The organism is Pandoraea pnomenusa (genome assembly GCF_040391475.1).
Lineage (GTDB): Bacteria > Pseudomonadota > Gammaproteobacteria > Burkholderiales > Burkholderiaceae > Pandoraea > Pandoraea pnomenusa_C.
In genome coordinates this window covers 122,158-136,256 of sequence record NZ_JBEBXS010000012.1, presented here as the reverse complement: position 1 = coordinate 136,256, position 14,099 = coordinate 122,158, and the positions used below count along the sequence as shown (strand labels likewise).

General features: G+C 62.4%; 13 protein-coding genes. 10 read left to right on the top strand and 3 right to left on the bottom strand.

Features of this window, described 5'->3' with window-relative positions; translation table 11 throughout:
- The first annotated feature begins 27 nt into the window (after positions 1-27).
- The 9 genes from ABWO90_RS14660 (at position 28) to ABWO90_RS14620 (ending at position 9,425) form a co-directional block, all read left to right on the top strand.
- A complete protein-coding gene (locus tag ABWO90_RS14660; RefSeq protein ID WP_353191959.1) occupies positions 28-2,409 on the top strand; it encodes a phage tail tape measure protein in 2,382 nt (793 codons plus the stop codon).
- A complete protein-coding gene (locus ABWO90_RS14655) occupies positions 2,409-3,893 on the top strand; it encodes a DNA circularization protein (protein WP_353191958.1) in 1,485 nt (494 codons plus the stop codon). Before ABWO90_RS14660 ends, ABWO90_RS14655 begins: the two co-directional genes overlap by 1 nt.
- 3 nt (positions 3,894-3,896) lie before the next feature.
- On the top strand, positions 3,897-5,063 hold the full coding sequence (locus tag ABWO90_RS14650) for a phage baseplate assembly protein (RefSeq protein WP_353191957.1): 1,167 nt from the start codon (positions 3,897-3,899) through the stop codon (positions 5,061-5,063).
- Positions 5,060-5,581, top strand: a complete 522-nt coding sequence (locus tag ABWO90_RS14645) for a phage baseplate assembly protein domain-containing protein (RefSeq protein ID WP_353191956.1) — start codon at positions 5,060-5,062, stop codon at positions 5,579-5,581. The genes ABWO90_RS14650 and ABWO90_RS14645 overlap by 4 nt, the downstream gene beginning before the upstream one ends.
- Before the next feature lie 83 nt (positions 5,582-5,664).
- The gene (locus ABWO90_RS14640) at positions 5,665-6,249 is read left to right on the top strand and encodes a phage GP46 family protein (protein ID WP_353191955.1); all 585 of its coding nucleotides are present in this window, start codon (positions 5,665-5,667) and stop codon (positions 6,247-6,249) included.
- Positions 6,216-7,367, top strand: a complete 1,152-nt coding sequence (locus tag ABWO90_RS14635; RefSeq protein ID WP_353191954.1) for a baseplate J/gp47 family protein — start codon at positions 6,216-6,218, stop codon at positions 7,365-7,367. The genes ABWO90_RS14640 and ABWO90_RS14635 overlap by 34 nt, the downstream gene beginning before the upstream one ends.
- Entirely contained in the window at positions 7,367-7,963 is a 597-nt protein-coding gene (locus ABWO90_RS14630; protein WP_353191953.1) for a putative phage tail protein, read from the top strand. Before ABWO90_RS14635 ends, ABWO90_RS14630 begins: the two co-directional genes overlap by 1 nt.
- An 11-nt stretch (positions 7,964-7,974) precedes the next feature.
- On the top strand, positions 7,975-8,796 hold the full coding sequence (locus ABWO90_RS14625; RefSeq protein ID WP_353191952.1) for a phage tail protein: 822 nt from the start codon (positions 7,975-7,977) through the stop codon (positions 8,794-8,796).
- A gap of 272 nt (positions 8,797-9,068) precedes the next feature.
- Entirely contained in the window at positions 9,069-9,425 is a 357-nt protein-coding gene (locus ABWO90_RS14620; RefSeq protein ID WP_353191951.1) for a phage tail protein, read from the top strand.
- A 3-nt stretch (positions 9,426-9,428) separates the two neighbouring features.
- On the opposite strand, the gene ABWO90_RS14615 is transcribed toward ABWO90_RS14620, so the two are convergent.
- Positions 9,429-10,424 carry a tyrosine-type recombinase/integrase gene (locus ABWO90_RS14615; protein ID WP_353191950.1) on the bottom strand — a complete coding sequence of 332 codons (996 nt, stop codon included), beginning with the start codon at positions 10,422-10,424 and terminating at the stop codon, positions 9,429-9,431.
- Between the two features lie 137 nt (positions 10,425-10,561).
- Positions 10,562-11,185 carry a M24 family metallopeptidase gene (locus tag ABWO90_RS14610; RefSeq protein WP_353192006.1) on the bottom strand — a complete coding sequence of 208 codons (624 nt, stop codon included), beginning with the start codon at positions 11,183-11,185 and terminating at the stop codon, positions 10,562-10,564.
- A gap of 395 nt (positions 11,186-11,580) precedes the next feature.
- On the opposite strand from ABWO90_RS14610, the gene ABWO90_RS14605 reads away from it, so the two are divergent.
- The gene (locus ABWO90_RS14605; RefSeq protein ID WP_353192005.1) at positions 11,581-12,546 is read left to right on the top strand and encodes a GlxA family transcriptional regulator; all 966 of its coding nucleotides are present in this window, start codon (positions 11,581-11,583) and stop codon (positions 12,544-12,546) included.
- 13 nt (positions 12,547-12,559) lie between these two features.
- On the opposite strand, the gene ABWO90_RS14600 is transcribed toward ABWO90_RS14605, so the two are convergent.
- Positions 12,560-14,068 (bottom strand): M81 family metallopeptidase, encoded by a 1,509-nt coding sequence (locus tag ABWO90_RS14600; protein WP_353191949.1) that lies wholly within the window; start codon positions 14,066-14,068, stop codon positions 12,560-12,562.
- Positions 14,069-14,099: the final 31 nt, after the last annotated feature.

Here is a 14,099-nt window from a genome sequence, read left to right as displayed (position 1 = left end):
ACGGCAGGCAGAAGCGAGGAAGAGACGATGAGCAGCATGACGTTGCGATACATCATCAATCTGGCGGGCGACCTCAAGCGACGCGCTGCTGAAAACGCGCGCGCGGTCGAGCAAGCTGGCAAGCGGCAAACCACAGCGCTGACCAACACAGACAAGGCGGCCCAGAAGGCCGAGAAGTCTGTCGAAAAGGTGGGAGCTAAGACGGGTGCGAGCAAGCTCGAATCCGATGCGCGGCGCATGCAATCGGGCTTGAACAATGTCACGTCGGCCACACAGCGCGCGGACAGTGCACTGTCCCGTCTGGGCAGCTCAACGGCGCTTGATCGGCAGTTTCGCTATCTGGGCAGTATCGCGCGACGGATGAGCGATATTCGCCGCGACGCGGATCGTATGGCGGCCGTACTCGGTCGTGCTGGCCAGACGGCCGGCGCTATCACCGGAGGTGTGGTCGCTGGCGGCGCGGCTGCGGTGGCGACGCTGAAGCGGCCGGTGCAATTCGATAAGCGCCTCGCCGACATGGTCAACACAGCATACCCTGAGCGCTCCAACGAAGGGCGGATTGTCGGCATGAGGACCATCGAATCTGCGATCAATCGGGCAGTTCAACAGGGTGGTGGCAATCGCGATACTGCGGCTGACGCTCTCGATAAGATGATTGCGTCCGGCACGGTGAACATTGACGACGCAATCACGATGTTGCCAGCGCTTCAGAAGGCAGCTACGGCGGCGAATGCCGATGTAACGGAACTAGCCCAGATCGCGATTCGCGGCATGCAGACCTTCGGTTTGAGTGTGTCTGAAGTGAACGCTGCATTGTCTAAAGCGGTCGTGGCCGGTCAGGCCGGTGGGTTTGAGCTTCGCGATATGAGCAAGTGGTTGCCGAAACTCATGGCCGCTTCTAGCGGAAAGCTGGGCATGCGTGGTATTGGGGACTTCGAGCGACTTCTGTCGTACGCCCAGGCGTCAGTCATCACGGCCGGATCCCCCGACGAGGGGGGAAATAACCTTCTGAACCTCCTGCTGAAGATCAACAGCTCGGATACCGAAAAGGACTTCGCAAAGCTCGGTATTGATTTGCCGAAATCTCTTGCTCGTGCACGTGGGCGTGGCGTTGATTCCGTTTCCGCGTTCGTCGACTTTGGTCAGCAGATCACGGCGAAGAATCCGGAGTACATGAAATTACGCGCCAAGGCCGCTAACGAAACTGGTGAGGAGCAGAAGGCTACCTATCGCGCAATGGCGGACATTCTTCAGGGTTCCGCGATTGGCAGCATTATTCAGGACCGCGAGGCGATGATGGCGCTCGTTGCCATCATGCAGAACGCCGACTACGTCAAAGACGTGCGCGAAAAAGTTCATGTGGATTCAGGTCAAGCAGTTGATTCGAACTTTGCGCTGATTTCGGGGCGCGCGTCCTATCAGGCTCAGCAAGTCACAAATGAGGCAGACATGGCGCGTAGCCGTGTGTTCGATCAGATCGACGGCCCGCTCAAAGCCGTGCTCACGAGCGCGACTGATCTCGCCCAGGCATTTCCCGCCGTGACGACGGCGCTTACCGGATTCGGTCAGGCAGTTGGTATCGCTACCGCAGCGGGTGCTGGCGGCGCATTCACCGCCTTTCTGTTGTCGCGCGGCCGCTCGGGTGCTCCTGGCGGTGCGGGCCCCGGCGGATTCGGAGGGTTCGGAGCCGGTCCCCTTCCGGTTTGGGTTGTGAATAAGCTGCCGGGCTGGGACGCCCCGATGCCTGGCGGTTCGGGTGGCGCCGGCGGGGCCGGTGGTCCTGGCGGTGCTGGCGGCAAGCGTGGCGCGGCATTCCTTGGCGGTGCGCGTGGTGCTGGCATGGCTGCTGCCGCGTATGCGGCGTACGAGGCCATCCCGACGCTTCTTGACGGCTCCAAATCGGCGACCGAGAAGGTCAATGACCTCGGCCGTATCGCGGCAGGAGCGACTGGCGCATGGGCAGGGATGCAAGCCGGTGCAGCAATCGGTGCATTTGGCGGTCCCCTCGCACCGATCACGGTACCGATCGGCGGTGCAATTGGCGGGGCACTCGGCTATTTCGGCGCGACGCGCGCCGGTGACGCCCTGACACGTATGACGGCTACGCCGTCCCAGCGCGCAGGACTCCTGGCCGATGCAGCCGGATTGCCCACAGATACGCAGGACCGTATGAGCGTCCTGCGTACTGCGCCCGCTTACATGACAAACCCGCTCATGCAACCGTCCGTCGGGCTCGACATGATCAAGCGCATCCAGGCGGAACCGCAGCGGGTCGAGATCGGCAGCGGCCAGCTCGGCATTAACGTCACTGTGCGCGACGATCGCGTGATGATTGGAACGCAGGTTTTCCGGCAGCCGAATGCGCTGCGCATTGATCCCGGCGCGACGAATCCAGGGGGGACGAACTAATGTCACTGATCGACAATCTGCCAAGCATCCCGAGTCTGCCGAGCGTGCCCAGCCTGGGGAACCTGACCAACTTGGCCGGCTTAGGCGGTCTCTCGGGCCTCGCCGGTGCTGGCAAAAACACCTGGTTGAATCAACTTCGCACCGCGTCGTGGCGCGACGTGCCGTTCCAGGTCGATACGACCGAAATGACCGATGGTGACAACACCGTCCTGCGCGAATACCCGTTTCAGGATCTGCCGACGGTGTTTCGCATGGGTGCGGGTGCGAACGAGATTAAATTCTCGGCCTACCTCATTGGCGATGACTACCTGGACCAGCTCGGCAAGTTGCGCCAGGTGCTGACGGGTGACGGCGTGCTCGTCCATCCGACGCAGGGCAGCATTCGCTGCTGGTGCAATGGCAAGTACACCGTCAAGGAAGCGCCGACGTCCGAGGGTGGGTGCGCTCGTCTGGAGTTGTCATTTGTCCGGGCCGAACCCCGTCGGTATCCGGCAGGCGTGACCAACACCACGGACCAAGTTTCCGAGGCGGCCGACAATGCAGAAAAATCGCTCATTGACTCGCTGGCGGCCAACTTCAACGTGTCGGACCTGACGGGCTGGGCCAAGGACAACGTGTTGTCGCGCATGCGCTCAGCGCTTGACACTGTCTGGGACGGTATCTCAGCGGTCAATGGCGCTTTCGACACATACAACAGCCTTGTGCGCCAGTACATCACGTTTCCGCTGAACGAGTTGTCGGCTATCTCGTCGGTGCTCGGCAGCCGATTTTCGGATCTCACGAAGATTCCGGACACGCTTACGTCTGGTGATGCCTGGTCCGTCTTCGGCGCAGCACGCAATCTGTGGAAAGCGCCTACGGCGACGCAGAGCCTCCTGTCACAGTCGACGCCGGTGCCGGCGTCGCCGTCTGGATTGCCGCAAGCGATCAGCCCTGACGTTGCGGCTGCATACGCCTCCACGGGCTTCACTCCCTCGTCCGCACAGGCCAAGCTGGCAGAAGCTTTCACGCCGCCGGTAAGTCCTTACCAAACGGCGTCGCGCCAGGCGGAAGCGCAAGCCCTTAAAACGCTTGAAGGCTTCGTCAATGGTGTCATGACGATCATGGCCGTTCGCGCTGTGACGCAAATCGACCTGGACAATTACGACCAGGCGCTGGCGCTTCGCTCCGACTTCGGTCAACAGATCACCGAGCTGATTCTGGCCAGCGCCGCTGAGCCGATTGGTGGCGTCGGCGCAACGACAACTCATGATTCGCTGGTACGCCTGAAAACCGCTGTGCTCACTGACCTGCAGGCGCGATCGCGTGATCTGGCGCGTCTCACGACTTACACGCCCGAGTCGTGGCAGCCGGCGCTGTACGTTTCGTATCGGATGTTCGGCACCACTCGCTGGGCCGACGAGATCATGGCCATGAACCCGCATGTCCGCCATCCGCTGCTTGTGCCGCCCGGCACTCCGTTGCGCATCACGAAGCACGACTGACCTATGGCAAAACCCACTCAGTTCACGCGCGACGACGCGAAGATTTATGTGACGGTCAATGGCCGCGACTACCAGGGGTGGCTGTCGTCTAGCGTCGAGCGATCGCTGGAGACGCTCTCGAGCCGCTTCAGCATCCCGGTTTCCCTTATTCCCGGCAACCCTCCGGACATCAATCGCCAGGACAGCATCAAAATCCGCATCAACGACACGTTGGTCGTGACCGGGACGGTGCTTGCCGCCGAGCCGTTCTATCGGCGTGACGACTGCGGATTCAAGATTGAGGGCCGAAGCCGTAGCGGCGACCTAGTGGCATGCTCTGCGATCTATCGGGGCGGCCAGTGGCGAAACGCGAAACTCGATAGGATCGCCCGGGACTTGTGCTCGCCTTTTGGCATCGACGTACGTATCGATACGGACATCGGCGAGCCGATTCGGGATCTGAAGGTCGAGCACGGAGAGAAGGTCGTCCAGGTACTCGCACGCGCAGCTCGACTGCGCGGTGTTCTGGTGACAACCGATGCAGAGGGGCGCGTGCTCATTACCCGAGCGGGCCAAACGAAAAGCCATGGGGCCATTGTGCGGGGCGTCAACGTGATCAGCATGGAGAGTGCTGGCACCGACGCGGACCGCCACTCGGACTATTTCTGTTATGGCCAGGGCAACGTCGCGCACCACAAGAGCCTTCAGACGCTCGATGTCGGCGGAACAATGGGCGATGTTGCCAAGGCGTTCAGCCAGGCTGCGCAACAGAAGGCCCACGCCAAAGACCCAGGCATGAAGCGCTATCTACCGTTGGTGATCCACGCGGATGGCAACAACGAAGCGCCGGACATGCAGCGTCTGGTCGACCACACAATGCGCGTTCGTCGGGGCCACGCGTTCGGCTTCAAGTACACGGTGGAAGGCTGGACGTGGCAAGGCAAGCCGTGGGAAATCAATACGCTTGTTCCGATCTACGACGACATCGCGGGTCTGGACGGTGAAGAATGGCTGATCTGTGAGGTGAAACAGACTGTGGACCTCAAGGAAGGCGACGTGACCGAACTGCTGGTACGCCCGAAGGAGGCATACGACACCGTGCCGCTCAAGACGAAGGTGCGACGCGGTCGCGGTAAGGGAAAGCGCGGCAAGGACGGTTCCGTGCTCGAATTCAAGGGAGACCCGTCATGAACCTCATGAACATGCTACGCCGCGCACTGCTGCGCGGCCTCAAAGAAGGCCCCGTCCAGGAAGTGTCAGTGCAGGTTTTTGACAGCAACGGCCGTGAAAGCGTTGAGCGCTGGCAAGACTACGGTTTTGCGGGCAATCCCGTTGACGGTCAAGGGCTCGTCATCGAGGCCGGCGGGCACACGATCGTGTTGCGCATGGATCGTATCGACGGCCGGCCCCGCCTGGCACCTTACGATGTGGCCGTATGGCACAAGGAAGGGCATAGCATCCTGCTCAGCCAGGGCGGGAAGATCACTGCGAAGTGCACGGATTTCGAGGTGGACGCCGACACTATTGCCCTCAAAGGCAAGAACGGCGTGGTCGTCACGACGCCAACGTTGTCGACCAGCGAGGCGCTTACGGTCGGCACGCGCGCGGAAGTCGGCGAGTCACTGCAGGTCTCAGAAAGCGAGTATTTCGGCCACAAGCACGACAACGTTCAACACGGTGGCGACCAGTCCGGCGGCGTTTCTCGCTAACCCGCTCCCGTCGTTTGTGAAATGTTTCACAGCGACTTAAACCCCTCCTGAACCGATCATGAAGGCCTAATCAATAGGCCATCATGATCGATATCCTCACCACCTCCCGAGCATCCGTTGAAACCGGTATTCCGTTCGACTGGAGCGTCGTTCGGAGCGGTCGCACGACCAAAGGTGCCTGGCACGATTTCTCCAATCCTTGTATCGCCGTTGGTCACTATGCCGACCTCCTAGAGGTTCGCGCGCTTGAGCTCGATGACAGCCTTTGCACGGCAGTCATTCTGTCGCTGTTTTGCGACCGTCGAGCTGACGACGACACGGTATTGCCTCAGAACCAGACGGACCGTAGAGGCTGGTGTGGCGACGAGTTCGCCATGCCTGCTACTGATGCGCCTCGCGATGAAACCGACGCGTGGGGCTCGCATCTGTGGCTCTGTTATGTCACCAAATCGACCGTCGACATGCTGGAGCGGGCTCGCTTCGCCGCGTGGGAGTCCCTGCAGTGGATGGTTCGCTCTGATGTGGCCAGCCAGGTCGACGTAGTCGCGCAGTGGACCGGGGCGACGAATGAACGCCTCGCGCTACGCCCGCGCATTTTCCAAGGGAACACCGAACGCCCGGTCTACGACGTGCTTTGGGGCACGAGCCTTCGGAGGGCTGCAGCATGAGCACATCCGTCCAGGTTGCAATTCCTTCGATTGCCGAGCTCAAGGACAACGCGGCTCGCCAGCTTCAGCAAGGTCTTGTCGACGCCGCGACTGCACAAGGGGCGGATTTGTCCGCCACGGACGTGGCGCTCGCACGCTCGAACATCGATGTGCAGGCGTTCGTCCAGGGCGTCGGAATTCACGGCGCATACCGTTATCTGCGCGACTACATCGCCAAGCAAGCCATTCCGACCAAGTCGAGCGACGAGTTTCTGGACGATTGGCTGGTCGCCTACGGCTTGCCGCGTAAAGAGGCGAACGTTTCACGCGGCGTGGTGACAGGCACCGGCACCGCGAATTCCTTGCTGGAAGCTGGCAACGTCCTTCGGGCTGACGGCGACCAAACGTTCACGGTACTCGAAGACGCTCGCGTCGCGGCCGATCTGAGCATCACGGCCAAGGTCGCTTGCGACGTCGCAGGCAGTACAGGCAACCTCGCGGCCGACACGCCGCTGGAGCTGATTGCGACCGTCCCAGGCATTGATGTCAGCTTCAAGGTCGGCCCTGATGGCATCGCCGCCGGCACGGACCGTGAGACAGACGCCGAAGGCATCTATCGGTTGGGGCAGCGTTTGGCTAACCCGCCCCGAGGCAGTGCGCCTGGCGACTACGAACGCTGGGCACTCTCCGTGCCGGGTATCACGCGCGCATGGGGCGTTCGCAACCCGAGTGGCCCGACATCGGCGGGCGTCGTCATCATGGCCGACAACAACACGCCGTACGGTCTGCCGACGGCCGCGCAGAAGCAACTGGTCTACGACTACATCCGAGATCCGATGCGGGGGCCGCCAGACGAGCTCTTTGTGATTGTGCCGGATCCGGTCTTCGTCGACATCGAGCTAGAGATTACGCCGGATACGGCGGCGACACGCGCCGCGATTGAGCTTGAGCTGAAAGACCTGTTCTTTCGCGAGGCAGCACCGCATGGCCGAATCCCTCATTCGCACCTACGTGAAGCCGTTTCGACAGCGCCTGGCGAATTCGACCATCGGTTTATCGCACCCGTTCTCACGGAGGGCGGATTCCTGGTCGCGGGCGCGTACGAGATCCTGATCCTCCGATCGGTGACGTTCCGCTGATGGACAAGTTTTGGCAAGCCCTGACGCACCTTTTGCCGCCTGGCTTTGCGTTTCCGCGCGCTCCAGGATCTGTCGTCATGCGTTGGCTCAAGGCATGGGCGGGCGTCCTGCGCGAGCACCACGAATGGGTGGAAAGCGCCGTTCGGCAGTGGATTCCCCATCGGACGTGCTCGCGTCTGGAGGAATGGGAGGAAGCGCTAGGCCTGCCTGATCCCTGTTTCGAGGGCGAACAGGATGGAGAGCAAAGGCGCACGAACATGCTGGCGCGACTGCGCGGTGACGTTGACCTGGCCTACGACGACAGCTCGGCGGAAAGCCCTGAGGCGATCAAAGCCTATCTGGCCAGATACGGCTACCAAGTCGAAATCTGGTATTCGACGCCATTTCGCGTTGGGAGAAACCGGGTCGGCGAACGGCTCGGCAGCCTATCAGGCGTGCTCAACGTGAAGGTGCTGTATCTGTGCGTCCCTTTCCGGGTCGGATCAAACCGTGTTGGTCAACGTCTGCGCATCTGCAGCCAGGACGGCATCGAAATCCAATGCCTGCTTGGCCGAATCGCGCCGGCGCGCTTTGAAATCAACGTAATCTACCTTTAAAGAGGCTTTGAATGGACTACACAACCAGTGCCGACAATGTGGTGCACGGCCCGACTGGCCATCGCATGCACAGCGACAGCGTCGCCGTGCCGACGGTCTGGTCCGGGAATGACGGCAATATGATCATCTGGAGCCTGATGGAACTGCTGAAGCTGGCGAATATGGACGGCCAGCCGTTCAATCCTGATGACCCCGATAGTTACACGCTCCTGCGTGACGCACTGCTGGCCGTCTTTGCCAAGCGCTCTGACTATCCCCGGATCTACTCGATCACGTCTTTGCCCACACAGAATATCGGACCGATTACCGTGGCCGAGGCCGGCGAGGTTTGGATCTGGAGCGCCAGCGCATACTTCACCGGCTATCGATCACCGCTTTGCGGGCGTCCGCTGGACGGACACACGTTGACGCCGCTGGCCAGCGAGGTCGACGCGGTGGGCGGCACGTTAAGCAAGACAGCATATGCAGCGCTCTGGGGTTACGCGCAAGAAAACAGCCTGGTCGTGGCCTCAGGGACGTGGACTGCCGGCATGCACAAGTTTGTCGACCTGGGCGGAGACAATTTCCGGTGTCCGGACTTGCGCAATCAGTTCCGTCGGTACACGGGGACCGACGCTGACACTGCAAATGCGAGGACGCTCGGCACGAGGCAAACGGGCCAGATTCAGGCACACGACCATCAATATCTCACGTCGAATACGAACACCTCCGGGCTTGCCAAGGCCGCAGTGCGTGCCAACACGGACGGAGCTGCCGATCTGAGAACCGAGTCTGCCGGAGGCTCTGAGACTCGCCCGATCAACACCGCCTACGCGCCGCGCCTACACATTTAAACGTGGATTCGAGGTGCGTAAGCGGTATTTAGCGGTCGACTTTCTGTCGACGTTCGAATGACCCGTGCATTATCAAAATTCGAACTGACGAACAGCTCAGAAGTCCCTGCCGCTCGGTCGAAATAGATCGGATCTCCGGTGCTTGCGAACGGCCCAAAGATGTTCCAGGCGCGGACGCTTCCCGCGTTACCGTTCACGCGTTGATCCGCGTCGCGCTGGGAGCTGCCAAGCGTCCGCGCATTTGCAGTGAAACTACCTTTGAAGGATTGATGATGGAAGAGAAAACCGTGTACCAAACCGACGCTGCTGGATTTTTCCTGTACCGGACAACCGCTCACGAGCTGTTCCTGTCCCCCGGCGAGTTCAACGTGCCTTATGGTGCCGTGGAAGCAGAGCCGCCGGCAGCGAACGACGGCTCCGTTCCTAAGTGGGACGGCGAGAAGTGGATGATCGTTGAGGACCATCGCCAGAAGTCGCTCTATGTCGTTGCAACGGGGGCCGCATACACGCTGGGCGATACAGTTGAGCTAAACAGTGAAAGCGTCACATATGACGGGGGCGGTCCTATTCCGGCGTGGCTGACGCTGGACGCACCGGCCCCGACAAATCAACTTCTCGGCACGGACTGACCGTCACGGGGCGCTCATCGCGCGATCATCCCGTATGCGTGCCTGCTGACGCCTTCCCAGCGGGCTGCGCGCGATTTTTCGGGCAAGTTCGCGCCCGTCTGGATGGTAGTAGCGTAGAAGCATGCGCGTGTCCTTATGGCCGCTGATCTTCGCCAACTCGTGCAACTGGAAGATCGGAGCCAGTACCGACGTCGCTTCATGCCGCAGGTCATGCAGCCGCAAGTCCCGGAAATATGCGGGATTCGGTCGACGGCCGAGTTCGCGGCAGGCCAGCTCATAGCGCTCCCGTGCGCGTGCGCGAGCCCTGATGAAGGCGCGGGTGGCGGCTCCGGGGGAGATCGTGAATATTGGGCCGCGCGAAGGTTTCCCGGAAAGGTATTGGCGCAGCGTTTCCCTTGCCCACGGGCTCAGTGGCACATCCCTTGAAGTGCCATTTTTCGTGTCGGGAAGGTGGATCACCCCGTGAAGCAGGTCGACATGCTCTCGCCTGATCGAGCATATTTCGCCGCGCCGCATTGCAGTCTCAGCGGCGAGCGTTATCACCACGGGGAGTTCCTTTGAGGCCGTGGCCTGGATGATCCAGTCGAGTTCGCTTCTGGGACACTCGGAGGCCGGCACCCCGCGCATGCGGATGCGATTGATCACACGCCTATCGCGGGCGTCATTGACTGTCGGCCTCCGGACAAGTTGGACTGGGTTGGCCAACTCGGTCCACCCCCAGTCTTTCCGAGCCACGGTGTAGACGTGGGACAAGAACGCCAGACGCCTGACGACGGTCGACGCAGCCTTGTCTAGCGCCCATTCGTCGCGAAGAGCGATCAGGTCTGCGTTTCGAATGCGGTCGAGCGGCCGACTGCCGATCCGCGACGCCATCCAAACCTTGGCGATCGACTGTTCGGCGACAAGGCTCTTTTTCAGCGGGGAGACTTCGGCGAGGTATCGGCAGATTGAGGCCGACAGGGATGGGGGAGTAGAGCGGCGTAGGCGGCTGGGTTTCATTCAAATCCGCGAGTATCGCAAAGCCACCGTACGTCTTTGCGGACACGCCAAATTATCAGCCGAAATTGCTGGGTCAAATTAAACGTCAGCGCGGGTCAAAATAAACGGCGCGCTACTGGGACGTGAACGATCGTCGATCAGTAATAGGTGTCTTCAAGCAGCATGTCTTCGAAGAACGCCCCGAAGCGCATGTGCGGGTCGCGCAGGTGGATCTCCAGAATCCAGCGCATGGCGGCGGGCGTGCTCTCGAACGCTGCGAGCGAGCCGGTATGGATCGCGGCATGCGGGAAGTCGGACACGCGATGGCCGGGCAATTCGAAGTTGAGTGTCCAGCCCATGCGTTTCGCGACATCGTCGGCGTAGGCGTAGAGCGCCTCCCCGGACGCACCGTCACGCTGCCACTTGCCCCGCACATCGTGGAACAGTGCTTCGGCATCGCGGGCACACCGTGCGTAGTCCGCATGCTCGCCCACGACGAAGCTCGCGCCGCCGTCGCCTTCCCACGCGTCGAAGCGCGGAGCGATGTCGATGAAGAACAGATCGTTCTCGCCGAGCACCACGCCCGGCTCGGAGGCCACCCGCATCGGCTTGAGGGTGTTGCGACCGAAGCGCACGCGTGTCGGGTGCCAGCTCAATTCGAGCCCGGCGGCAACCAGCACGCCCTTGGCCATGGCGACGGCGTCTTCCTCCACCATGCCCGGGCGCACTTGCGCCGCAATGTCGCGGATCGCCGCGCGGGTCTTGTGACGCGCCATGAGCATGCCATCGACGGAGAAGGCCGGTCCGACGCGCTCGGCCAGCGAGGCGGCGTCCGGATATCGAACGGGCGGGACGGCGGAAGATGTGGCAGTGGCGGAAGTCGCAACGGCAACGGCGGCGGCAGATTTGGACATCGATAACCTCGCATCGGGACAGGACTGAACTCGGGGCACGGCAACGACAAACCTTGCCGCCCCGATGCCACCCATTGTCGAAGCCGTCCCGTCCTTCTGCGACCCGGGCCATCGGCCCGATTGCGCCAACTCGCGGCACCTTCGCGCCATCGGGTTGGCCGCCCCGGTCTCGGGCGCCGTTTTCTGCCAAAATGCGTCGCATTGCTGCCAGCGCGCTCAACGTCATCCGCGCCGGGCGGCGTCATCCTCGTCAACCGTCCATGATTCGTCACGTCGCCTTGCTGGTCTTTCCCGGTGTGCAGTCGCTCGACGTGAGCGGCCCGCTCGATGTCTTCGCCGAAGCCAATCGCTTTTTGCTACCTGACGACCACTATCAGACGGAGGTCGTGGGCACCCAGCATGGCCCCATCGCCTGCTCGAACGGCATGGCGCTGCTGCCGCGACGCCACTATCAGGACGTGGGCGGTCATGTCGACCTGCTGCTGGTGGCGGGCGGTCCGTCGCTGCTGACCGACGATCTCGGCCCGAACGTCTACCGGTGGCTGCACGGCATGGTGCCGCGCGCCCGCCGCTACGGTTCGATCTGTAACGGCGCGCTGGTGCTGGCCGCCGCGGGCCTGCTCGACGGCAAGCACGTGACGACTCACTGGAACGATGTCGACGTATTGGCGCAGCGCGCACCCGGTGCGCACATCGAAGCCGATCGGCTGTTCGTCCAGGACGGCAATCTGTTCACCTCGGCGGGGGTGACAGCCGGGATCGATCTGTCGCTGCATCTGCTCGCCCAGGATCACGGACAGGAGGTGGCGCTCAACGTGGCGAAGCGGCTGGTGGTCTTCACGCAGCGCGCGGGCGGGCAGTCGCAATTCAGCCCGTATCTCACGCCGTATGCCGAACCGAACTCCCCCGTGGCACAGGTGCAGCAGTACGTGCTTGCGCATCTGGCCGACCCGCTTTCCGTCGGCGATCTGGCGACGGTCGCAAAGATGAGCGTGCGCAATTTCTCACGGGTGTTCGCGCGCGACGCGGGGGTGACCCCGGCGGACTTCGTGAGCGCCGCCCGGGTCGATGCTGCCCGCGTGATGCTGGAGAACGGCAACGCGCCACTCAAGACAATCGCGTGGGAGTGCGGCTTCGGCGACCCGCACAACATGCGCAAGGTGTTCCAGCGCCGCTTTGGCGTATCGCCGCAGCAGTACCGCGAGCATTTCGGACAACCCTCGCGGTAGCCCTTGCCTGACCTTATCGTGCGACCTGAAAAGTCGCCGCCTCCGACAGCGGCCAGTACTGCCCTTGCAGGCGCTCACGGTCGAACGACGTAATGTCCGCCGTGCTCAACCCCACGCTGTCGACGGAGATGATCTGTGTCGCCAGGTGACGGTAGTACGCGCGGAAGTGATTCGCGCCCTTCAAGGCAATGAGCTTGTGCGCGCTCACGTCGAGACCATGCATCGCGAACGGCTCGATGTCGTAGATCTGTTCGGCGCGCGAGGCGACGATCACATCCACGCCGTCGATGACGAGGCGGCACATCGCACCGAGATCGAAATTCACGCCCGCGAACATCGCCCCCGGACGATTCACGAATTTCCCGTCGGTGATCGACTTGACGTAGGCATCCGCCTCGATCGGTTGCCCTTGGTACCGTCCGAGCTTGCCGCCCAGCGACACGCGGATCGTCGCGCCAACGCCGGCGGCCTGCGCTTGCGCGACCACCTGCGCGTCGTTGATCGACGCAAAGCAAGCCGTGCCCGGTGCGGGCCGCGCGTCCAGCACCGCACGCAGCAGATGCGTCCCGTCGCCCGGCGTGCCGCCGCCCGGATTGTCCGCGTATTCGTTCACCACGACCGGCCCGTCGGCTGCGGCGAGCGCGGCAGCCACGCCGGCTTCCGGCGAAGGGAACGAAGGACGGAACGCCTCGCGATGACGCCAGATCCAGTCGGCCACTTCATCCACGAGCTTTTGCGCCAGCGCGGGATCGCCGTGGGTCGTGCAGACCACCGAGGGGCACGGCGCCGCGATGTCCGCATACGGGAACCCGTGAAACCAGGAACAGTCGACGACCTCGTACTGCGCCACGAGCTTCGCGCAAAGATCGTTCACCAGCGCCGGCGTGAAGCCCTCCTGCGTGGTGACGATGTACGGCAACATCGGCAGATACCGCACGGCGGTCGCAGGCGTGAGTCGTCCGTCCAGCATCTGCACCATCAATTCGACCGCTTCGATGCCGCGATCGAGGAAGTCCGTGTGTGGGTATAGCTTGCAGGGGAGCGTGATGTCGCATGACAAGCGCATCGCCTCCGTGAAATTGCCGTGCAGGTCGTACACCGCCGCAATCGGAATGTCGGCGCCCACGAGTTCCCGAACGGCCGCGGCCAGATCTCCCTCGATGTCTTCCGTGCCATCGGCGACACCGGCGCCGTGCAGCGCCAGCAGCACCCCATCGACCGGCAACCGGGCGCGAATGCCGTCGAGAATCTCCTGCTTCATCGCGGCATACGCACGCGCATCGATGGTGCCGGAGGGCGTGGCCTGCCCCACGAACGCGTATTCGAGCGTCGCACCCACACGCCGCGCCCCTTCGATGAACCCGCCCACCTGATGGTTGGCGCCGTCGAACACGGCCGGGATGCTCTCACCCCAGTACTGCTCGAAGGCGCGCAGCGGTGTCAGACCCGAGAACGCCGTGGCGTAGGTGTTGGTTTCGTGGATGATGCCGGCCACCGCGAATCGCATGGATGTGCGCGTCATTGTCGAAATTCTCCTCTGTCAGTCGGGCGAT

Excerpts from the sequence above, each read along its gene's own strand:
- ABWO90_RS14660 (WP_353191959.1), top strand. The coding sequence starts at position 28 with ATGAGCAGCATGACGTTGCGATACATCATCAATCTGGCGGGCGACCTC.
- ABWO90_RS14655 (WP_353191958.1), top strand. The coding sequence starts at position 2,409 with ATGTCACTGATCGACAATCTGCCAAGCATCCCGAGTCTGCCGAGCGTG.
- ABWO90_RS14650 (WP_353191957.1), top strand. The coding sequence starts at position 3,897 with ATGGCAAAACCCACTCAGTTCACGCGCGACGACGCGAAGATTTATGTG.
- ABWO90_RS14645 (WP_353191956.1), top strand. The coding sequence starts at position 5,060 with ATGAACCTCATGAACATGCTACGCCGCGCACTGCTGCGCGGCCTCAAA.
- ABWO90_RS14640 (WP_353191955.1), top strand. The coding sequence starts at position 5,665 with ATGATCGATATCCTCACCACCTCCCGAGCATCCGTTGAAACCGGTATT.
- ABWO90_RS14630 (WP_353191953.1), top strand. The coding sequence starts at position 7,367 with ATGGACAAGTTTTGGCAAGCCCTGACGCACCTTTTGCCGCCTGGCTTT.
- ABWO90_RS14625 (WP_353191952.1), top strand. The coding sequence starts at position 7,975 with ATGGACTACACAACCAGTGCCGACAATGTGGTGCACGGCCCGACTGGC.
- ABWO90_RS14620 (WP_353191951.1), top strand. The coding sequence starts at position 9,069 with ATGGAAGAGAAAACCGTGTACCAAACCGACGCTGCTGGATTTTTCCTG.
- ABWO90_RS14615 (WP_353191950.1), bottom strand. The coding sequence starts at position 10,424 with ATGAAACCCAGCCGCCTACGCCGCTCTACTCCCCCATCCCTGTCGGCC.
- ABWO90_RS14610 (WP_353192006.1), bottom strand. The coding sequence starts at position 11,185 with ATGCTCATGGCGCGTCACAAGACCCGCGCGGCGATCCGCGACATTGCG.
- ABWO90_RS14600 (WP_353191949.1), bottom strand. The coding sequence starts at position 14,068 with ATGACGCGCACATCCATGCGATTCGCGGTGGCCGGCATCATCCACGAA.